We start from the raw sequence: 20,230 nt of genomic DNA, 5'->3' as shown, positions 1-20,230 counted from the left end.
AGGTGGGCGGGGCTGCCGGGTCCGGCCTCTCGGTCACGGCAGCTCCTTCAGGCCGAGGTCCGTCAACAGGTCGCGGGCGAGAGTGAGTTCGGCGGCGATGCCGTCGGCGAGCTGGCTGCGGGCGCGGGGTCGCAGTTCGGCCGGGAGGGCCTGCCAGGTGTACGTCTCGACCTCGAGGTGGCGAGTGAGCGGGTGCGGGCCGCCGACGAGCCGGGTCAGTGCGGCCTTGAGGACGGGGAGTGTGGAGGTGAGGGGCTCGGCGGGGGCCGCGTGAAGTGGGACGTGGAAGTGCGCGCGCCATGGGGAGGCGTCGGGCAGGGCGTCGCCTTTGAGGGCCTCGCCGAGGTCGTCGGTGCCGCGCAGGCCGGCGGCGGTGGCGGTGCGGGTCTGATGCAGGAAGCGGGGTTCGTCGAAGGCGGCGAGGGCCTCGCGGACATCGGGGAGATGGGGGTGTTCGGCGTGCAGGGCGGCTGAGAGCTGGGATTTGACGACGGGGACGCGGGCTTCGGTGAGCGCGTCCAGGGCGGTGTGCGGATCTTCGAAGGAGGTGGCGAGGTGACAGGTGTCGACGCAGATGCCGATGCGGTCGTGCCCGACAGCGGTGAGCGGGGCGATGGCGTCGGCGGTGGTCTCGACGATGCAACCGGGCTCGGGTTCGAGGCCGACCCGGATGTCGCGGCCGGTCAACTCCTGCAGGGCGTCGAGGCGTTCAGCGAGGGCGACCAGGGCGGTGCGGGCGGTCTCGGCCCGTCGGTCGTCGTAGGGGGTGCGCCAGGCGAGGGGCAGGGTGGAGATGCTGCCTTGGCTGACGTCGTCGGGGAGGAGACCGGCGAGGACGCGGGCCAGGGAGGTGGTGTGTTCGAGGCGTTCGGGGTCGGCCCAGTCCGGCCTGTACACGCGGTACTTGACCTCTTCGGCGCCGAAGCCCTCATACGGGAAGCCGTTGAGGGTGACGACCTCGAGGCCGCGCCGGTCGAGTTCGGTGCGCAGGCCGCGCAGGGCGGACGGGTCCGAGACGAGGGCGTGGGCGGCGTCCTTGGCGAGCCACAGGCCGATGCCGATGCGGTCGCGGCCGAGCCGTCGGCGGACGGGTTCGCAGTGGTCGCGGAGTTGGGCGAGGACGCCGTCGAGGGTTTCGGCCGGGTGGACGTTGGTGCAGTACGCGAGGTGGACGGTGGAGCCGTCGGGGTGTCGGAAGCGCATGGCTCACGCCTCCGGGGCCGGGGCGATTGCCGGGTCGTCCCACCTTCTTGGTTCGCCGAACGGGTCGTCCGACGCCCTCGGGGCACCGGCAAGTCCTTCCGGTTCCTTCGGAGCGCCACGGAGGATGGAGTTGCCCTCATGGGTGGACTCCGGGGACGCGGTCCCGATGTCGAGGGTGAGGCGGCCGCTGAGCCCGTAGAAGGCGATGGGGTTGCGCCACAGCACCAGGTCGACGTCATCCTCCCCGAAGCCTTCGGTCAGCATCAGATCGGCCACCTTGCGCGTCTTCAGGGGATCGCTCCTGCCCCAGTCGGCTGCGGAGTTCACCAGCACCCGCTCGGTCCCATACGCGCGCAGGATCGCGACCATCCGCTCCTCGTCCATCTTGGTGTCGGGATAGACGGAGAAGCCGAGCCAGCAGCCGCTGTCCTTGGCCTCCTTGACCGTCGTCTCGTTGAGGTGGTCGACAAGGACGCGGTCCGGGGGCAGCGCGGACTCCCGGACGACATCGAGGGTGCGGCGCAGGCCGGCCAGCTTGTCGCGGTGCGGGGTGTGGACGAGCGCGGGCAGTTCGTGCTCGGCGGCGAGTTGGAGCTGGGCGGCAAGGGCGGTGTCCTCGGCGGGGGTCATCGAGTCGTAGCCGATCTCGCCGACGGCGACGACCTGGTCCTTCACGAGATACCGGGGCAGTTCGTCGAGGACGGGGACACAGCGCGGGTCGTTCGCCTCCTTGGGGTTGAGGGCGAGGGTGCAGTGGTGGGCGATGCCGTACTGGGCGGCGCGGAAGGGCTCCCAGCCGAGGAGGGAGTCGAAGTAGTCGAGAAAGGAGGCGGGAGACGTGCGGGGTTGGCCTAGCCAGAAGGAGGGCTCGACGACGGCGCGGACACCGGCGGCGTGCATGGCCTCGTAGTCGTCGGTGGTGCGTGACGTCATGTGGATGTGGGGGTCGAAGAGGCGCATCAGGACTCCTTGCCGTCGGTGCCTCGGGTGCCGTCGCTGCCGTGGGTGCCGTGGCTGCCGCACCCAGCGGCGGGCGCGGGTGGGGTGGCCGTGCGGTCGGTGAGGGTCAGGACGCTGTACAGGTCTTCGGGCACGGGCCGACCCGCGGCGGTGCGTTCGGCGGCGTAGTCGCCGAGCATGCGGGCGAGTTCGGCGTCGGAGTGGGCGCGCCGGTTCAGGTCGGCCACCGCGATGATGGGCACCCCGGTGAACAGGCACTTCAGGACGGCGTGGCGCCACTGGTGGGGATCAAGGTGCCGGGCGGCGTAGGGGCCGACGGCGGCGGCGAGGAGCCGGGTGTCGTTGGTGCGCAGGGCGTCCTCGACGAGCGGGAGGGCCTGCGGGCCGGGCACGAGGTGGGGCAGTGCGTGCAGGACGGCGCGGCGTTCGGCGGCGGTGCCCTGGAAGTAGACCCGGGTGACAGCGTCCACATCGGCCTGGGCCGCGTGCAGGATGAGGACGCGGGCGGCGTCGGCGTGCTCGGCGCCACAGCGGCGCCCGGCCTCGGCGATGCGCAACTCCCAGACGGAGATGGGCCCGTGAGTGCCGGGATGGGCGGCGGCCTCGCGGAGGGCCCGGTGGAGCCACGCGCGGGCGGCGGTACCGAGGCGGGCGGTGAGGTGGCCACGCAGTTCGGCGGGCGGGGTGAGGGCGAGGGTGGTGCCCGGGGTGTCCGGTCGGCTCTCGACACCCGCCCGGTCCCCGGCGCTTGGCCGAGCCGCCCTGCCTACCTGGCCACCGGCACCGGCACCGGCACCGGCACCGGCACCGGGCGGAGCCTCCGTCTCTGCCCCCCTCCCGGCATCGGGCCGAGCCTCTGCTCCCCGTCGGCTCTCGGTACCCGCCCTGTCACCGGCGTCTGGCCGCGCCGCCGTGCCCGGTAGGCCCTCGGCACCCGAGGGACTGTCGGCGCCCGGGCGGGGGTCGGTGCCTGCATGGGGTTCGGTGCCTGGGCTGCCCTTGGTGCCTGCCTGAGGTTCGGGCAGTGGGCTGCCCTTGGTGCCTGCCTGAGGTTCGGGCAGTGGGCTGCTCTCGGGGTCCGCATCCGGGGTTGCCGGGGTGCTGCGGCAGGGGGTCATGCGGTGCTCCCTTCAGGGGTGGCGGAGGGATCGCCAGGGCGTGGGACGAGTACGGGTGACCCGGTGGCCGTGGATTCGGCGCGGCGGAGGAACGGGAGGGAGAGTTCGGCGAAGTGGGGGCCCGCGTGGGAGTGGCGGGGCAGTTCGACGACGGTCAGTCCCTGGTAACCGGTGGTGGCGAGGGCGGCGAGCACGGGCGGGAAGTCGACCTCGCCGTCGCCGAAGGGGAGGTGTTCATGGATGCCGCGGCGCATGTCCTCGATCTGGACGTGACGCAGCCAGGGGGCGGCGGCGCGTACGCAGTCGGCGGGAGGGAGGGGTTCGAGGCACTGGCAGTGGCCGATGTCGAGGGTCAGGCCGAGGTGTTCCGGGTCGCCGAGTGCGCGGCGCAGGCGGTGGAAGTCGGAGAGGGTGGCGAGGAGGTGGCCCGGTTCGGGCTCGACGGCGAGAGGGATGCCGACGGTGGCGGCGGCGTCCAGGACGGGAGTGAGTGTGTCGGCCAGGCGGTGCCAGGCGGTCTCCGGGTCGGTTCCCGGCGGTGTGATGCCGCTGAAGCAGTGAACGGCGTGGGCGCCGAGGTCGGCCGCTACCCGGACGGCACGGATCAGCAGGTCGACGCGACGGGCACGGTCGTCCGGGTCGGAGTCCAGGAGGGAGGGACCGTGTTTACGACGTGGATCAAGCACATAGCGGGCGCCCGTCTCCACGGTGACTTGCAGACCGAGGGTGTCCAGGCGGTGCGCGACGCGGCGGGTGCGTGCGGTGAGGTCGGGGGCGAGTGGGTCCAGGTGCATGTGGTCGAGGGTCAGGCCGACGCCGTCGTAGCCGAGGTCGGCGAGCAAGGCCAGGGCGTCGTCGAGGCGGAGGTCGGCGAGGCCATTGGTGCCGTAGCCGAAGCGGAGGGCCCCGCGCCCGCTCCCCTTCACCGTTGCTCCTCGGAGTGGCCGGCACGATCGCACGCGCCGAGCCGACTGGGAGTGTCACCCGGCGGCTCAGTCCCCTTCCCCGGCACCCCCAGCGGCTCAGCGCCGGCTCCCCGCGCACCCAACGGCTCAGCACCAACTTCCCGCACGCCCAACCGCTCACCCCCGACTCCCCGCACGCCCAACAGCTCACCCGCAGCTCCCCGCACACCCAACGGCTCACCCTCAGCTCCCCGTAGCCGCTCCGCGAACCGTCCCAGTGCCGCGTACTGCTCGCCCAGCGCCCCCGACCCGTCCCCCACCGGATCCTTGAAGTAGAAGCCCAGTTCGGCGAGGGGTCCGGACAGGCCCGTCTCGTGGGCGCGTGCGGTCAGACGGGCGAGGTCGAGGACCAGGGGTGCCGCGAGGGCGGAGTCGCAGCCCTGCCAGATGGTTTGGAGGATCATGCGGGTGCCGAGGAAGCCGTCGAAGGCGATGTGGTCCCACGCGGTCTTCCAGTCGCCGAGCGCGGGGACGTCGTCGATGTGGACCTCGCCCTCGGGCACCTCGCCCAGGACGTCCGCCAGCACTCTCTCCTTGCCGGCGTTCTTCGCCGCCGCGGCGGCCGGGTCGGCCAGGGAAGCGCCGTCGCCGCCGCCGAGCAGGTTCGTGCCGGACCAGGCGCGGACCGCCAGTGCCCGTTGGGTGAACATGGGGCCCAGGACCGAGCGGAGCAGTGTCTGGCCCGTCTTGCCGTCGCGGCCCGCGTACGGCAGGCCGGTCGACGAGGCCAGGCGGGCCAGCGCCGGGTGGTTCAGGCCCGTCGACGGGGTGAAGTTCACGTACGGGCAGCCCGCGCGCAGGGCCGCCGCCGCGTACAGCGAACTCGGGGGCAGGGCAGTGCCGGTGGGGGCGGGTTCGGTGGACGCCACGTTCACGACGACGGCGCGGGCGAGCTCGCGTCGCCGTATGAAGTCACGTATGTCCGAGGCGAAGGCGGCGATGAGCTCCTCCTCGCCACGGCTGTCTCCGGGGACAGGGCCGCCGGGCCTGATCTCGCCGTCGGTGGCGGCGAGTTCGGTCCGTACGGCCGAGGGGAGACCGGGAGGCAGGACGCCGCCTGCCTCCAGGGCCTCGGCGCGTTTGGGCAGGGGGTAGTCCACCGTGTCGTGGCCGCCGAAGACGAGGGACGACAGCGGAGGCAGGCCGCTGTCCGCGAACATGGGCGTCTCGGTGACCAGGCCCGTCGGCGGGTGCAGGCCCGCGGTGACGGCGGCGCACCCGGCGACGACGCTCGTGGCGACGGAGCCGCGCGCCCCGATCAGCCAGACACCGACGCGTGAGTCGGAGGGGAAAACGGACGCGGACATGGCGGCCTCCTTGTCGAACGCGTCGTCTGATCGACCCGACCCCACCGGCTCTGGCGGGGTCCGGTCGGTTGGGGAAAAGACGACGGGCGGGAGTCCGGCGTCCCCCGCCCGCCGTCGCTCAGTCGCCCTGCGAAGCCCTGGCTCCGTGCGAAGCCCTAGCTCCGTGCGAAGCCGAGGATTCGGATGACTTCGCGGGCAGTTCCTTGATCCGGACGTCGCGGATGGACACCTCGTCGTCGGCGCCGTGGTTCTGGATGCCGATGTGTCCGTCGGTGAGGCTCCGGGCCGGGTCGGTGTTGGTGAAGTCGTTGATCTTCACGCCGTTGAGATAGACGCGGAGGCGTTCTCCCTCCACGCGGATCTCGTACGTGTTCCACTCCCCCGGCGGGTTCAGCGCACGGTCGCGCTTGCCGAGGTCGGCGGACTGGAAGCCGTAGACGGAACCCGTCGTCTTCTCGGGCACGTCCGTGGCGTCGATCTGGATCTCGTAACCGTTGTGCACGGCCGACCACGGATCGTCCGAGGGCGGGAAGCCCACGAACACACCGGAGTTGTCGTCGCCGGCCATCCTCCAGTCGAGCTTCAGGGAGTACGAGCCGAAGCCTGACGCGGCGTACCAGAGCATGCCCATGCCGCCGGTCGACGTGAGCGTGCCGTCGTCGGAGAGGGTGAAAGAGCCCGGGCCGGCCTGGCGCCAGCCGTCCAGCGAAGCCTGCGTGCCGTCGAAGAGCGGGCGGTAGCCGTTCTCCGGGCGGCAGTCGGCCTCGGCGTCGCCGACGGCCCAGCGGATTCCACCGAGCAGGTGCTCGCGGAACTGGGGCTCGGCGTAGGACTCCTTGGTGTGGCCGCCGCCGGTGTAGAAGGCACGGCCGCCCTGATAGTTCTGGCACCAGGCGATCGGGTGGTCGCCGTTCATGGTGCCGCCGGTGTACGAGGACTCGTCGAGGGAGGCGAGGACATGTGCCCTCTCCCGGGGATTCGAGCGGTAGTTGTACCACTCGTCCGTGCGGTTCCACGTCTGCGCCAGACCCGAGGTCGCCGGGTGGGCGTGGTCCTCGACGTCCACGGTCGCAGGCTGGATCGCCGGGTGCGACTGGAAGTAGGCGCCGGCGAGGCCGCCGTAGAACGCCCAGTCGTACTCGGTGTCGGCGGCCGCGTGGATGCCGACGTAGCCGCCGCCGCGTCGGATGTATCCCTCGAAGGCCGTTTGCTGGGCGGCGTTCAGGACGTCCCCGGTGGTCGACAGGAACACGACGGCGTCGTAGCGGCGCAGGTTGCCGGCGGTGAAGGCCGCGGCGTCCTCCGTCGCGTCGACCGTGAAGCCGCCCGTCTCGCCGAGTTGCTTCACCGCGGCGATCCCGTCGGGGATCGAGTCGTGGCGGAAGCCGGCCGTCTTGGAGAAGACCAGCACCCTCTTGGCCTCGGCTCCGGGCCGCGAGTCCCGCGAGGACTGTGATGCGGCCGTCCCCGAGACACAGCCGAGAAGTACGGCGGCTCCCACGGCTGCCGTTGCCACGCGTCGAGTTGGGTGTATGCGCATCTCCGTACCTCCTCTCATCCCGTGGTGAAGGTGAAGTCGTCCACGTCGTACAGGGCGCCCGTGCCGCTCCCCTTGAAGACGAGGTAGAGCGTGGTCGTGCCCCTCGGTGCGCGGGACAGGTCGGCCGTGACGTCCTGGAAGGTCTCCCAGCCGCCGGTCACCGGCACGGTCGTCTTGCCGAGCAGGGTGCCCGTCGAGGACCCCGCACGGACCTCGAGCGTGCCGCCCGCGCCGGCGGAGGAGATCCGGGCGGTGATCTTCTTGGCGTTGCCCAAGGCGTACGGTGTGAAGGAGATCCAGTCGCCGTTGTTGATGTTGCCGACGGTCTTGCCGCCGTGTGCGGTGGCCTTGGTGATGATCGAGACGCCGGAGCCGTTGCCGAAGTGCTCGGCCTGGCGGTGCCTCGGCTGGGTGACGTTCTGGTCGTGCGTGGTGAGCGGGGCCTGGCCGCCGCCTCCGCCGTCGGTGTACTCGGCGTCCATGACGCCGAAGATGTTGGCGTCCTCGTCGTGGCCGCCGTCGGCGCTGGTCTGGATGGTGCCGGTGCAGCCGTTCGCGGAGGTCACCGGGTGGCCGTGGCTGTCGTGGCCGAGGATGAAGGTGACCTTGACCTTCGTGCAGTCGATCGTCCGGTCCTCGGGGTCGCTGACCCGCACCTTGAACGGGATCGCGTCACCGAAGCTGAACAGCTGCCCGTCCTGCGGGAGTTCCAGCGTCACCTTGGGCGCCGTGTTGCCGACGACGATCTGCACGCTCGCGCTGCCGGTGCGGCCCGAGGGGTCCTTGGCGGTCAGCGTCGCGGTGTAGGTGCCGTTCTTCTTGTACCGGTACGACGGGTCCGCTGCCGTCGACTTGCCGCCATCGCCGAAGTCCCAGCTGTAGGTCAGCGCGTCTGCGTCCTGGTCGGTCGTGCCCTCCGAGGAGAACTGCACCCTCAGCGGTGCCTGCCCCGAGGTCTTGCTCGCCGCGGCCTGCGCCACGGGCGAGTGCCCGTCGGTGGCGTTCTCGATGCGGTACAGGGCCGAGTGCTCGTCACCGCCGAACCAGGAGACGCCGTAGTCGAGGACGTACAGCGCGCCGTCCGGACCGAAGGCCATGTCCATGATCTGGGTGCCGGTCCAGGGGACGTCGTTGATCGACTGCACGGTCCCGGCGTCGTCGCTCACGATCCGCTTGATCCAGCGGCGCCCGAACTCCCCGGCGAAGAAGTCCCCGTCGTAGGCCTCGGGGAACTTCACCGGCGAGTCGAGTGAGGCGTCGTAGTGGTAGACCGGGCCGCCCATCGGCGACTCGGAGCCGGTGCCGAACTCGGGTACGGAACCGCCGTCGTACGGGATCCAGGCGGCCTGGGCCGGGGGCAGGTCGGTCAGACCGGTGTTGTGCGGCGAGGTGTTCTTCGGCGCGGCACAGTCGAAGGACGCGCCGGACTGGCCGGTCGCGAAGTCGTAGTCGACGTAGGCGTCGTTGTCGCCGGTGCAGTACGGCCACCCGTAGTTGCCGGGGCCGGTGACGCGGGCGAACTCGACCTGGCCGGCCGGGCCACGGGCCGGGTCGGCGGCGCCGGCGTCGGGGCCGTAGTCGCCGACGTAGACGATGCCTGTCTTCTTGTCGACGCTGAAGCGGAACGGGTTGCGGAAGCCCATCGCATAGATCTCGGGCCGCGTCTTGTCGGTGCCGGGCGCGAAGAGGTTGCCGTCGGGGATGGAGTACGAGCCGTCGGCGTTGACCTTGATGCGCAGGATCTTGCCGCGCAGGTCGTTGGTGTTGCCCGAAGAACGCTGGGCGTCGAAGGCCGGGTTGCGGTTGGCGCGCTCGTCGATGGGGGTGAAGCCGTCCGACTGGAACGGATTGGAGTCGTCGCCCGTTGAGAGATACAGATTGCCCGCCGCATCGAAGTCGATGTCGCCGCCGACATGGCAGCACAGGCCGCGGGAGGCGGGAATGTCGAGGATCTTCGTCTCGCTGGCTGCATCCAGCGTGCCGTCGGTCTTCAGGACGAAGCGGGAGAGACGGTTGACGCCGTCGAAGGCAGCGAAGTCGGCCGCCGTTCCCGTCTCGGGGGCGTCACCGGCCGGGGTGTCGAGCGGGGGTGCGTAGTAGAGGTAGATGAAGCGGTTCTCGGCGAATCCGGGGTCGACGCCGATGCCTTGCAGGCCCTCCTCGTCGTGCGAGTACACATCGAGCTTGCCTGCGAGCTTGGTGTTGCCCGCCGCGTCGGTGAGGCGTAGCTCGCCGTCGCGGGAGGTGTGCAGGACGGAGCGGTCCGGGAGGACGGCGAGCGACATGGGCTCGCCGACCTCCGGTTCGCCCTTGGCGAGGGTGACCTGCTGGAAGTCCTCGGCCGCGGCCGCCGCGGCGGTCCGGGGAGCAGCAGCGCCCCTCCCCTCGTCGGCGACGGCTGCGCCGGCCTGGGGTGCGGTGAAGGTGAGTGTGGCGCCCGCCAGCAGTGCGCCGCTGAGCAGCGCCACCGCCTTGCGGAAGGACGGGCGTCGTCTGTGGGTCTCGTTTCTGCCGGTGCTGGTGGTGCGGTCGTTCCCGTGCACGAGTGCCTCCAGAAAGGGGCCGGTTGTACGGGCGGGTGCGTACGCCGGGATGCGCCGTCATCCCGGAGAGTCGAACAGGGCTCGACGAGCCCCTGAACAGCTCAGAAGGGTCAGAACCGGTGAGAACAGGTCAGTTGCCGAACGCCGCGTCGAAGGAGGCCGACGGTGGCTCGAAGTCGTACGCCTTGAGGCGGGTCAGCGCCTCCGGGGCGCCCTGGAGCCGGTCCATACCGGCGTCCTCCCACTCCACGGAGATGGGGCCCTGGTAGTCGATGGAGCGCAGCATGCGGAAGACGTCCTCCCAGGGGACGTCGCCGTGTCCGGCCGACACGAAGTCCCAGCCTCGGCGCGGGTCGCCCCAGGGCAGGTGCGAGCCGAGGCGGCCGTTGCGGCCGTCGAGGCGTTTGCGGGCCTCCTTGCAGTCGACGTGGTAGATGCGGTCGCGGAAGTCCCACAGGAAGCCGACCGGGTCGAGGTCCTGCCACACGAAGTGCGACGGGTCGAAGTTCAGGCCGAAGGCGGGGCGACCGCCGACGGCTTCCAGGGCCCGCCAGGTCGTCCAGTAGTCGTAGGCGATCTCGCTGGGGTGGACCTCGTGCGCGAACCGCACGCCCTCCTCGTCGAAGACGTCCAGGATGGGATTCCAGCGGGTCGCGAAGTCCTCATAGCCGCGCTCGATCATCGACTCGGGTGCGGGCGGGAACATGGCGACGAGATGCCAGATCGCGGAGCCGGTGAAGCCGACGACGGTGTTCACGCCGAAGGCGGCCGCGGCGCGCGCGGTGTCCTTCATGCGGTCGGCGGCCCGCCTGCGAACCCCCTCGGGGTCGCCGTCGGCCCACACCTCGCCCGGCAGAATGGCCTGGTGGCGTTCGTCGATGATGGCGTCGCAGACGGCCTGGCCGACGAGGTGGTTGGAGATGGCCCAGCACTTGAGGCCGTACTTGTCGAGCAGCGCCTTTCGGGAATCGATGTACGTCGGGTCCGCGAGGGCCTTGTCGACCTCGAAGTGGTCTCCCCAGCAGGCGAGTTCGAGTCCGTCGTAGCCGAAGTCGCGGGCGAGCCGGCAGACCTCCTCCAGCGGCAGGTCGGCCCACTGGCCGGTGAAGAGCGTGAAGGTGCGTGGCATTCTCGTCGGCCTCCTCAGACCGCTATGGGCGTGTAGACGGAGTTCTTCTCGGCGCTCTCCTCCACCGCCGCCAGTACTCGCTGCACCTGCAGCCCCTCGGCGAAGGATGGTTCGGGTCGGCGGCCCTCCGCGATGGCGTGGACCAGGTCGCGGGCCTGGTGGACGAAGGTGTGCTCGTAGCCGAGGCCGTGGCCCGGGGGCCACCAGGCGTCCAGGTAGGGGTGGTCGGGTTCGGTGACGAGGATGCGGCGAAAGCCCGCGTGGGCTGCGGGTTCCGTGCCGTCGTGGTAGGCGAGTTCGTTGAGGCGCTCCAGGTCGAAGGCCAACGAGCCGCGTTCGCCGTTGAGTTCGATGCGCAGGGCGTTCTTGCGGCCGGTGGCGTAGCGGGTGGCCTCGAAGGAGGCGAGGGCGCCGGACGGGAAGCGGCCGGTGAACAGGGCGGCGTCGTCGACGGTGACCTGGCCGGTGGCACCCTCGGCCGAGACGGCGGAGAGCCCCTTCGCGGCCCCGCCGGGCAGCGGGCGTTCCTTCACGAAGGTCTCCGTCAGGGCGGACACCCCGGTCAGCCACTCCCCCGCCAGGTGCTGCGCGAGGTCGATGATGTGCGCGCCGAGGTCGCCGAGCGCGCCCGATCCGGCCAGTTCCTTGCGCAGCCGCCAGGTCAGCGGGAAGTCGGGGTCGACCAGCCAGTCCTGGAGGTACGTCACGCGCACATGCCGCAGCGCGCCCAGGCGTCCCTCGGCGACCATGCGGCGGGCCAGGGCGGTGGCCGGCACCCGGCGGTAGTTGAAGCCGACCATCGCCACCTGGCCGCGCGTGTACGCCTCTTCGGCCGCCCGTGTCATCGAGGTGGCTTCCTCGACGGTGTTGGCGAGGGGCTTCTCGCACAGGACGTGCTTGCCGGCGGCCAGGGCCGCGAGGGCGATCTCGGCGTGGCTGTCGCCGGGTGTGCAGATGTCGACGAGGTCGATGTCGTCCCGTTCGACGAGGGCACGCCAGTCGGTCTCGACGGACGCCCAGCCGTGTCGGTCGGCGGCCGCCCGCGCGGCAGCGGCGTCGCGGCCGCAGATCACGGCCTGCACCGGGTTCAGCGGCAGGTCGAAGACGCGGCCCGCGGTGCGCCAGCCCTGGGAGTGGGCGGCGCCCATGAAGGCGTAGCCCACCATTCCCACGCGCAGGGGTGGCTTGCCTGCCTCGGTCCCTTCTGACTGCTGCTGCGGCTGTCCCATGTGGGTGTCCTCCTCGTCCTGGTCGGGGTGGCGCACGTGGGGGGTGCGGGCGGAACGGATCACTTGAAGCCGGTGGACATGTACTGGTCGACGTTGGTCTTGTCGACGACCGCCGAGTAGAGCGTGATCGAGGCCGGGATCTCGAACTCGGCCATGCCGCCGATGCCCTTGCCCTGGCCCAGCGCGCGGGCCAGGTCGATGGCGGAGGCGGCCATGGTCGGCGGGTACAGGACGGTGGCCTTGAGGACGCCGTCGTCCTGCTTGATGGCCTGGAAGGCGGACAGCGCGCCCGCGCCGCCGACCATCAGGAAGTCGTCGCGCCCGGCTTGTTCGATGGCGCGCAGGGCGCCCACGCCCTGGTCGTCGTCGTGGTTCCACAGGGCGTCGAACTTCGACTGGGCCTGTAGGAGTTGGGCCATCTTGGCCTGTCCGGACTCGACGGTGAACTCGGCCGCCTGACGGGCCACCTTCTTGATGTTGGGGTAGTTCTTCAGTGCGTCGTCGAAGCCCTGGGTGCGCTGCTGGGTCAGCTCCAGGTTGTCCAGCCCGGCCAGTTCGATGACGCGGGCGTTCGACTTCCCCTTGAGCTTCTCGCCGATGTAGTGCCCGGCGTTCAGGCCCATCCCGTAGTTGTCGCCGCCGATCCAGCAGCGGTACGCCTGAGGGGAGTTGAAGACCCGGTCGAGGTTGACGACCGGGATCCTGGCCCGCATCGCCTTCAGGCCGACCTGCGTGAGCGCCTTGCCGTCGGCGGGCAGCACCACCAGCACGTCGACCTTCTTGTTGATCAGCGTCTCTATCTGGCCGATCTGCGCGGCGGTGTCGTTGGAGCCCTCGGTGATCTCCAGGGTGACGTCGGAGTACTTCTCGGCGCGGCTCTTGGCGTTGTCGTTGATGGCGTTGAGCCAGCCGTGGTCGGCCTGGGGTCCGGCGAAGCCGATGGTGACCGGCTTGCCGGACTTGTCGTCGGCGGCCGGCTGGTCGTTCGCGGCCGGTTCGTCGTCGGACTCGTTGCTCGTGCAACCTGTGAGGAGGGCACCGGCACCTACGGCGGCGGTCCCGAACAGCAGCCCTCTGCGACTGGTGAAGCGGCTCATGGTCTCTGGCATGGCGGTGAACCCTTTCCTCAGGTAGTGCTGAGCGGGAGCGACACGACCCTCAGGTCGTGCTCGCGGTACGGCGCTGGACCAGCACGGCGGCGACGATGATCGCGCCCTTGGCGATCTGCTGGACGTCGCTCTGCAGGTTGTTCAGGGCGAAGATGTTGGTGATCGTGGTGAAGATCAGGACGCCGAGCACCGAGCCGGTGATGGTGCCGCGACCCCCGCTGAGCAGCGTGCCGCCGATGATCGCGGCCGCGATGGCGTCGAGTTCGTAGAGGTTGCCGTTGGTGTTCTGACCGGATCCGGACAGGATGATCAGCAGGAAGGCGGCGATGCCGCAGCACAGCCCGGACAGCAGGTAGAGGTAGAGCCGCTGGCGCCGCACGTCGATGCCGGCGAGCCGGGCCGCCTCCGCGTTGCCGCCGACGGCGACCGTACGCCGCCCGAAGGTCGTGCGGTTCAGGATCAGCCAGCCGATGATCGTCACGACCGCGAACACCATGACGAGCGGCGGAATGCCGAGCACATACGCGTCGCGCTCGCCGAGGTCCAGCACGGAGGGCACGGTCACGATCTGCGTCTTGCCGTCCGTGATCTGCAGCGCCAGTCCGCGTGCGGAGGCCAGCATGGCGAGCGTGGCGATGAACGGGACCATCGCGCCGTACGCGATGAGCAGCCCGTTGACCAGGCCGCACCCCACACCGACGATCACCGCCGTGAAGAGGATGCCGGCGAAGCCGTACTCCTGGGTCGCGACGGTCGTCGCCCACACCGAGGCGAGCGCGACGATCGCGCCGACGGACAGGTCGATGCCGCCGGAGACGATGACGAAGGTCATGCCGACGGTGACGACGCCGATCACGGAGGCCTGGGTGAGGACGAGTTGGAGGTTGCGGGTGTCCAGGAACTCGTCCGGCTTGGTGATGCCGCCGATGACGATCAGTGCGGCGAGGACGCCGAGCAGGGAGAGGGTGCGCAGGTCGGCGCGGGCCATCAGGCCCCGCCAGGCGGGCGGTGCGCCGGCCGACGGCACCTTGCCGGTGCTGTCCCGGGGCGGGGAGGCGTGCTGCGTCATGACGCCGGGCTTCCTTCCATGACGAGGTCGAGGACACGGTGTTCGTCGAGTGCGCGGGCCGGTGCGGTGTGGACGACGCGGCCTTCGCGGAGCACCAGCACGCGGTCGGCGAGGCCCAGCACCTCGGGCACTTCGCTGGATACGAGCAGTACGGCGAGGCCTTCGTCGGCCAGCCGACGGACGACCGCATACAGTTCCGCGCGGGCGCCGACGTCGACGCCGCGGGTGGGTTCGTCGAGCAGCAGGACGCGGCAGCCGCGCAGCAGCCAGCGGGCCAGGACGGCCTTTTGCTGGTTGCCGCCGGAGAGGGTGCGCACGGGCACGGACGGGTTGTCGGGCCGCAGCGACAGCTCGCGGGTCGCGGCCCGAGCGGCCCCCAGTTCGGCGGCCCGGTCGATCCAGCCGCCGCGCGAGAAGCGGGACATGGAGGAGACCGAGACGTTGCGGGTGACGGACTCCAGCATCAGCAGCGCCTGCGCCTTGCGTTCCTCGGGGGCGAGCCCGAGGCCGGCGCGGACGGCGGCGCGTACGCTGCCCGGCTTCAACGGCCGGCCGTCGACCAGCACCTGACCGGCTGTCGGCTTCCGTGCACCGTAGACGGTCTCCAGGATCTCGGAGCGCCCCGAGCCCACCAGTCCGGCCAGCCCGACGATCTCGCCGGGCCGCACGGTCAGGTCGAAGGGCTCGAACTCACCGTCCCGGGCGAGACCTCGGACCTCCAGCAGCGGCTTCCCGTCCGTCACCTCCCTTGTCGGCCGCTCAGGGAAGACGTACTCCACATTGCGGCCCGTCATCAGCGCCACGACCTCACGAGTCGGCGTCGTCTTCGCCGGAAGCCCGCCCGCCACGGCCCGCCCGTCCTTCAGCACCGTCACCCGGTCGCCGATGCGTCGGATCTCCTCCAGCCGGTGCGAGATGTAGACCACGGCGACGCCGTCGGCGGTGAGGTCGCCGACGATGCGGAAGAGGTTGTCGACCTCGTCCGGGTCGAGGGCGGCGGACGGCTCGTCCATCACGATCAGCCGTACGTCGTGGGAGAGCGCCCGCGCCATGGAGACGATCTGCTGCTGCGCCGCCGACAACTCGCCGACCAGGCGGGCCGGATCGATCTCCGGATGCCCAAGTCGCTTGAGCAGCTGGGCTGTTGACGCCCGGGCCACCTTTCCTCGTACGACGAAGCCGGCGGCCGTGGGTTCATGGCCGAGGTGGACGTTCTCGGCCACCGACAGGTGCTCCACCAGGTCGAGTTCCTGGTAGATGGTGGCGATGCCGAGGCGCATGGCGGCGATCGGCGAGCGGAGCGTGACCGTCTCGCCGCGCCAGTGGATCGTGCCGGTGTCGGGCTGGTGGGCGCCGGCCAGGACCTTGATAAGGGTGGATTTGCCGGCGCCGTTCTGGCCGAGCAGGCAGTGCACTTCACCGGCCTGGACGTCGAGGTCGACGCCGTCGAGGGCGCGGACTCCGGGGAACGACTTGGTGATGCCGGACATGCTGAGCAGCGGTGGTTCTGATGCCATGAGGTCCCCTTGGCGGGCGTGCGGGCCGGTTTCAGGGCGCTGTCGGGCAGGCGTGATCGAGACAGGGCAGAGCAGGGCGAAGCAGAGCGCTGTGCGGGGTGCTGTGCGAGTGAGCCGTATCGAGTAAGTGGCTTTACGCGGGTGAGAACAGGTGGTCGCTGATGAGCCGGGCCGCGCCGATGACTCCGGCGGTGGGGCCCAACTCCCCCAGAACGATGGGCAGGTTGCCGGTCGCCAGGGGCAGCGACTGGCGGTAGACCTGGGTGCGGATCGCGGCGAGCAGGGTGTGGCCGAGGCCGGTCACCCCGCCGCCGATCACCACCAGGCCGGGGTTGAAGAAGCTGACGAGTCCGGCGATGACCTGGCCGACGCGGTTGCCGCCCTCGCGGATCAGGTCGAGGGCGGTGGCGTCACCCGCGGCAGCCGCGGCGGCGACGTCCACGGCGGTCAGGGTGCCGTTCGCCGCCAGCCGCGAGGCGAGTTCCTCCGACCGCCCCTGCTGGGCCGCCTCGACGGCGTCCCGGGCGAGGGCCGCCCCGCTGAAGTGGGCCTCCAGGCAGCCCCGGTTGCCGCAGGCGCAGGGGCGGCCGTCGGGCACGGCCTGGATGTGCCCGATGTCGCCCGCGCTGCCGGTGACACCGCGGTGGACGTCACCGCCCGCGACGATCCCGCAGCCGATGCCGGTGCCGATCTTGACGCAGAGGAAGTCGCCCACGGAGCGTGCGACGCCCGCGTGCTGCTCCCCCATCGCCATGAGGTTCACGTCGTTGTCGACCATGACAGGGCAGCCGAGTTCCTGGCTGAGCGCCTCCCGCACCGGGAAGCCGTCCCAGCCCGGCATGATCGGCGGAGCCACCGGGACGCCCTCGGGGAAGCGGACGGGGCCCGGGACGCCGATGCCGGCGCCGTCGTACCCCTCCGCGAGCCCGGAGGCCCTCAACTTAGCTGCCATGGACAGGACTTGCTCGAAGACCGCGACCGGGCCCTCGCGGACGTCCATGGGCTGGTTGAGGTGTCCCAGGATCTCCAGTTCGGCGTTGGTGACGGCGACGTCGACCGAGGTCGCGCCGATGTCGACGCCGAGGAAGCGCAGTCCGGGGTTGAGCCGGACATTGTGGGAGCGGCGGCCGCCGCGCGAGGCGGCGAGTCCGTCGGCCACGACCAGGCCCGTCTCCAGCAGGCGGTCGACCTCCACGGCCAACTTGGACCGCGAGAGGTCGATCTGGTCGCCCAGCTGGGCCCGGGAGTTGGGCCCTCCGTCGCGCAACAGCTTGAGCAGCCGGGCCTGATGGGCGTTCGCGGGTCGCGCCGTCATGCGTCTCACGAGCCCCTCCCCGCCTCAATCGGCCTGCGCGCGCCGGGTTTCGGCCACTCGCGTGGCCTGCTTTCGAGGGGAACGTAGCAGCGGCTGCCGGGAGTGGGAAGAAGTTGCGCAGAGATTGCCCTCAACTTTCTCCACTCACAGGACAAAGCATCGGGGTGCCCTCTGGTGTGATCGGACCCGGCCCCGCAGGATGGGCCCACGCCGGGCCTGCCGCGGCTCGAGGCGGGGAGGGGGGACCGGGTGTTTCTGGTGACGGGTGCCACGGGGAATGTGGGTGCCGAAGTCGTCCGGGCGCTGGCGGAGGCCGGGGAGCCGGTGCGCGCGCTGAGCCGCTCGGGCCGGGCGGAGGGGTTGCCGCCGGGGGTGGAGGCCGTGGCGGGCGACCTGAACCGGCCCGAGACGGTACGGGACGCGCTCGACGGCGTACGGTCACTGTTCCTGATGCCCGGATACGAAGGACAGAGCCGGATCCTGGCCGACGCGCGGGCGGCGGGCGTCGAGCACGTCGTGCTCCTGTCCGGGAAGTCGGCCGGGATCGACGACGACAACGCGGTCACGCGCTATCTACGGGCGGCAGAGTCGGAGGTGCGCGCGTCCGGGATGGCGTGGACCTTCGTGCGGCCGGTGAGCTTCATGTCCAACGCGCTGGCGCTGGCGGACCAGATCCGCAAGGGCGACGAGGTGCGCGTACCGTTCCCGGGCGTGCGCACGGCGGACATCTCCCCCTACGACATCGCCCAGGTGGCCGCCCGCGCGCTCCGCTCGGCCGGGCACGAGGGCCGCGTCCACACGGTGACCGGACCCGAATCCCTGCTGCCCTCGGACCGCGTCCGCATCCTCGGCGAGGTGCTCGGCCGTGAACTGCGCACCGTCGGCCTCACGGACGACGAGGCCCGCGCGGCGATGGGCGCCCACTTCCCGGCCCCGTACGTCGACGCGTTCTTCCGCTTCTTCGTCGACGGGATCCTGGACGAATCCCAGGTGCTGCCGACCGTGCGGGAGGTCACGGGGCGGGCGCCGCGCACGTTCGAGCAGTGGGCCCGGGCCCACGCGGACGCGTTCTGAGAAAACCCTTCGTGGCGCGTCGTCATGGGCTCGCCGATGAGTCGTGGGCGGCGATCGGGCCGTTGCCGGGTCCGCCGCGGTTGCCCACGGCTACCGGGCGAGGCGATCGGCCAGGTCCCGTGGCGGGCTGACAACGAAGATCGAGCAGGCCGTTGCCGACAAGGGCTGCTCCTCCACGAAGATCCGCGCCTACCCGCACAGGCGAGGCATCAAGGCCGCGATCCCGGAACGAATCGACCAGATCAACGGCCGCACCCGGCACGGCAACAGCCTCTGCCGGCTCCACCGGTCGGGCACGACCTAGGACTTCGGCCGGGCGTGGTACGACCGCCGGGTGTGCTCCGTGTGCTCCCGCATCAGCTCCGTGGCCCGCTGCTCGTCCCGCGCGGTGATCGCGGCGATCATGCCCCGGTGCTCGATCCAGGACTGCTGTCCGCGCTGGCGGGCGACGGGCGTGTAGTACCAGCGAACGCGGCGGTCCACCTGTGCGGCGAGCTCGGCGAGGACCGCGTTGCCCGCCAGTTCCATGATCTTCGCGTGGAAGCGGGCGTTGAGGGCGACGGCCGCGTCCACGTCGTCGGCGGCGACGGCGTTCTCGCCCTCCGCGCACAGCGACTCGAGGGCCGCGATGCCGGCGCTGTCGGCGTGGGCGGCGGCGAGCCGGGCGGCCTCGGCCTCCAGAAGGGTACGGACGGTGAGGAGCTGGTCGGCCTCCTGCTCCGTCGGCTCGTGCACGAACGCGCCCTGCGCGGGCCGCAGATCGACCCAGCCCTCGGTGTTCAGGCGCTGCAGCGCCTCGCGCACCGGCTGCCGTGACACGCCGAGATGACCTGCCAGTTCGCTCTCCACCAGGTGCTGGCCCGGCTGGAGGGCGCGGGTGGTGATGAGTTCGAGCAGCGCCTCGTAGACGCGGTCGCGCAGTGGACCGGGCCGTTCGAGCTTGGGCACCGCACCCTGCGGCAGTCCTGTCGACAACATCGGTCCCCCTCCTGGGCGAACTGCGGGCAGCGACTGCATCCGGTAGCCGACCGTCACTGGAAAGCCAGTATCGATTGTCTTTCGTCTACAGTCTACGGCGCACAGAGGCCAGGGGACCGGGGAGTTGGCCTCGTCACACGGGCGCGCAGGGCCGACAGCGAAACGACAGCGGTCAGGGGCAGCGGACGACCTGACCCGCGTACGACAGGTTCCCCCCGAACCCGAAGAGCAGCACCGGATCCCCGGACGACATCCGCCCCTGTTCCACGAGCTTGGAGAACGCCAGCGGAATGCTCGCCGCCGACGTGTTCCCGGACTCGGAGACATCGCGCGCGACCACGGCGTTGACGGCACCGAGCTTGAGGGCAAGGGGCTCGATGATGCGCAGGTTGGCCTGGTGCAGGACCACTCCGGCGAGGTCCTCCGGGACGAGGCCCGCCCGCTCGCAGGCCCTGCGGGCGACGGCCGGCAACTGCGTCGTCGCCCAGCGGTAGACGCTCTGCCCCTCCTGCGCGAACCGCGCGGGCTGTCCCTCGATACGCACCGCGTGCCCCATCTCGGGCACCGACCCCCACAAGACGGGCCCGATGGCGGCCTCCTGGGACGCCTCCACGACGGCCGCGCCGGCCCCGTCCCCGACCAGCACGCAGGTCGTACGGTCGCTCCAGTCGGTCACGTCGGACATCTTGTCGGCGCCGATCACCAGCGCCCGGGCCGCGGCGCCCGCGCGGACGGCGTGGTCGGCGGTGGCCAGGGCATGGGTGAAGCCCGCGCAGACGACGTTCAGGTCCATCGCGGCGGGCGACGGGATGCCGAGCCGGGCCGCGACCCGGGCGGCCATGTTCGGGGAGCGGTCGATGGCGGTGGAGGTGGCGACCAGGACCAGGTCGATGTCGCCGGGCGCGAGGCCCGCCGCCGCGAGCGCCTTGGCGGCGGCGTGCGAGGCCAGTTCGTCGACCGGCTCGTCGGGCCCGGCGATGTGGCGCGTACGGATGCCCACCCGGCTCTTGATCCACTCGTCACTGGTGTCGACCATGCCCGCCAGGTCCTCGTTGGTGAGTACCTTGGCGGGCTGGTAGTGGCCGACTGCGGCGATGCGCGAGCCGTTCATCGATGGTGATCCCCTCGAACCTCGGGTAGCGGGATTCACCAGTCTGATCAGTGACTCACCGGT

General features: G+C 71.1%; 16 protein-coding genes and 1 pseudogene. 2 read left to right on the top strand and 15 right to left on the bottom strand.

Annotated features, from left to right (window positions below):
* Positions 1-33: 33 nt before the first annotated feature.
* The 13 genes and pseudogenes from eboE to ACTMVF_RS11155 all read right to left on the bottom strand — a co-directional run bounded on the left by eboE (position 34) and on the right by ACTMVF_RS11155 (position 17,004).
* On the bottom strand, positions 34-1,203 hold the full coding sequence (gene eboE, locus ACTMVF_RS11215; RefSeq protein WP_441270796.1) for a metabolite traffic protein EboE: 1,170 nt from the start codon (positions 1,201-1,203) through the stop codon (positions 34-36).
* A gap of 3 nt (positions 1,204-1,206) precedes the next feature.
* Positions 1,207-2,163: a TatD family hydrolase gene (locus ACTMVF_RS11210; protein ID WP_441270795.1), complete on the bottom strand. Its 957-nt coding sequence runs from the start codon at positions 2,161-2,163 to the stop codon at positions 1,207-1,209.
* A pseudogene (locus ACTMVF_RS11205) lies at positions 2,163-2,876 on the bottom strand (EboA domain-containing protein); the annotation flags it as partial. The gene ACTMVF_RS11210 and the pseudogene ACTMVF_RS11205, both read right to left, overlap by 1 nt.
* 401 nt (positions 2,877-3,277) lie before the next feature.
* A complete protein-coding gene (locus ACTMVF_RS11200; protein ID WP_441270794.1) occupies positions 3,278-4,207 on the bottom strand; it encodes a sugar phosphate isomerase/epimerase family protein in 930 nt (309 codons plus the stop codon).
* Positions 4,204-5,553 (bottom strand): inositol-3-phosphate synthase, encoded by a 1,350-nt coding sequence (locus ACTMVF_RS11195; RefSeq protein ID WP_441270793.1) that lies wholly within the window; start codon positions 5,551-5,553, stop codon positions 4,204-4,206. The genes ACTMVF_RS11200 and ACTMVF_RS11195 overlap by 4 nt, the downstream gene beginning before the upstream one ends.
* 118 nt (positions 5,554-5,671) lie before the next feature.
* Positions 5,672-7,093 (bottom strand): ThuA domain-containing protein, encoded by a 1,422-nt coding sequence (locus ACTMVF_RS11190; RefSeq protein ID WP_441270792.1) that lies wholly within the window; start codon positions 7,091-7,093, stop codon positions 5,672-5,674.
* A 14-nt stretch (positions 7,094-7,107) separates the two neighbouring features.
* Complete coding sequence (locus ACTMVF_RS11185) at positions 7,108-9,636, bottom strand: PQQ-dependent sugar dehydrogenase (protein WP_441270791.1); 2,529 nt, start codon at positions 9,634-9,636, stop codon at positions 7,108-7,110.
* Positions 9,637-9,766: 130 nt separating this feature from the next.
* The gene (locus tag ACTMVF_RS11180) at positions 9,767-10,765 is read right to left on the bottom strand and encodes a sugar phosphate isomerase/epimerase family protein (protein ID WP_441270790.1); all 999 of its coding nucleotides are present in this window, start codon (positions 10,763-10,765) and stop codon (positions 9,767-9,769) included.
* 14 nt (positions 10,766-10,779) lie between these two features.
* Positions 10,780-11,994, bottom strand: a complete 1,215-nt coding sequence (locus ACTMVF_RS11175; protein ID WP_441270953.1) for a Gfo/Idh/MocA family protein — start codon at positions 11,992-11,994, stop codon at positions 10,780-10,782.
* A 59-nt stretch (positions 11,995-12,053) separates the two neighbouring features.
* The gene (locus tag ACTMVF_RS11170) at positions 12,054-13,091 is read right to left on the bottom strand and encodes a substrate-binding domain-containing protein (RefSeq protein ID WP_441270952.1); all 1,038 of its coding nucleotides are present in this window, start codon (positions 13,089-13,091) and stop codon (positions 12,054-12,056) included.
* 61 nt (positions 13,092-13,152) lie between these two features.
* Entirely contained in the window at positions 13,153-14,172 is a 1,020-nt protein-coding gene (locus ACTMVF_RS11165; RefSeq protein WP_441270789.1) for an ABC transporter permease, read from the bottom strand.
* Complete coding sequence (locus tag ACTMVF_RS11160) at positions 14,169-15,689, bottom strand: sugar ABC transporter ATP-binding protein (protein ID WP_441270788.1); 1,521 nt, start codon at positions 15,687-15,689, stop codon at positions 14,169-14,171. Before ACTMVF_RS11160 ends, ACTMVF_RS11165 begins: the two co-directional genes overlap by 4 nt.
* Before the next feature lie 133 nt (positions 15,690-15,822).
* Positions 15,823-17,004, bottom strand: a complete 1,182-nt coding sequence (locus ACTMVF_RS11155) for an ROK family transcriptional regulator (RefSeq protein ID WP_062700740.1) — start codon at positions 17,002-17,004, stop codon at positions 15,823-15,825.
* 258 nt (positions 17,005-17,262) lie between these two features.
* On the opposite strand from ACTMVF_RS11155, the gene ACTMVF_RS11150 reads away from it, so the two are divergent.
* Together ACTMVF_RS11150 and ACTMVF_RS11145 are read left to right on the top strand one after the other, a co-directional pair.
* Positions 17,263-18,078 (top strand): NAD(P)H-binding protein, encoded by an 816-nt coding sequence (locus tag ACTMVF_RS11150; RefSeq protein ID WP_441270787.1) that lies wholly within the window; start codon positions 17,263-17,265, stop codon positions 18,076-18,078.
* Between the two features lie 43 nt (positions 18,079-18,121).
* A complete protein-coding gene (locus ACTMVF_RS11145) occupies positions 18,122-18,382 on the top strand; it encodes a hypothetical protein (RefSeq protein ID WP_441270965.1) in 261 nt (86 codons plus the stop codon).
* On the opposite strand, the gene ACTMVF_RS11140 is transcribed toward ACTMVF_RS11145, so the two are convergent.
* Positions 18,379-19,056 carry a GntR family transcriptional regulator gene (locus tag ACTMVF_RS11140; protein ID WP_441270786.1) on the bottom strand — a complete coding sequence of 226 codons (678 nt, stop codon included), beginning with the start codon at positions 19,054-19,056 and terminating at the stop codon, positions 18,379-18,381. The genes ACTMVF_RS11145 and ACTMVF_RS11140 overlap by 4 nt on opposite strands.
* Before the next feature lie 172 nt (positions 19,057-19,228).
* Positions 19,229-20,167 carry a beta-ketoacyl-ACP synthase III gene (locus ACTMVF_RS11135; protein WP_441270785.1) on the bottom strand — a complete coding sequence of 313 codons (939 nt, stop codon included), beginning with the start codon at positions 20,165-20,167 and terminating at the stop codon, positions 19,229-19,231.
* Positions 20,168-20,230: the final 63 nt, after the last annotated feature.

It is taken from the genome of Streptomyces sp. SD31 (assembly GCF_052068475.1).
Lineage (GTDB): Bacteria > Actinomycetota > Actinomycetes > Streptomycetales > Streptomycetaceae > Streptomyces.
Note: the sequence above shows the minus strand (reverse complement) of the source record. Positions and strands in the feature narration are given on the sequence as shown.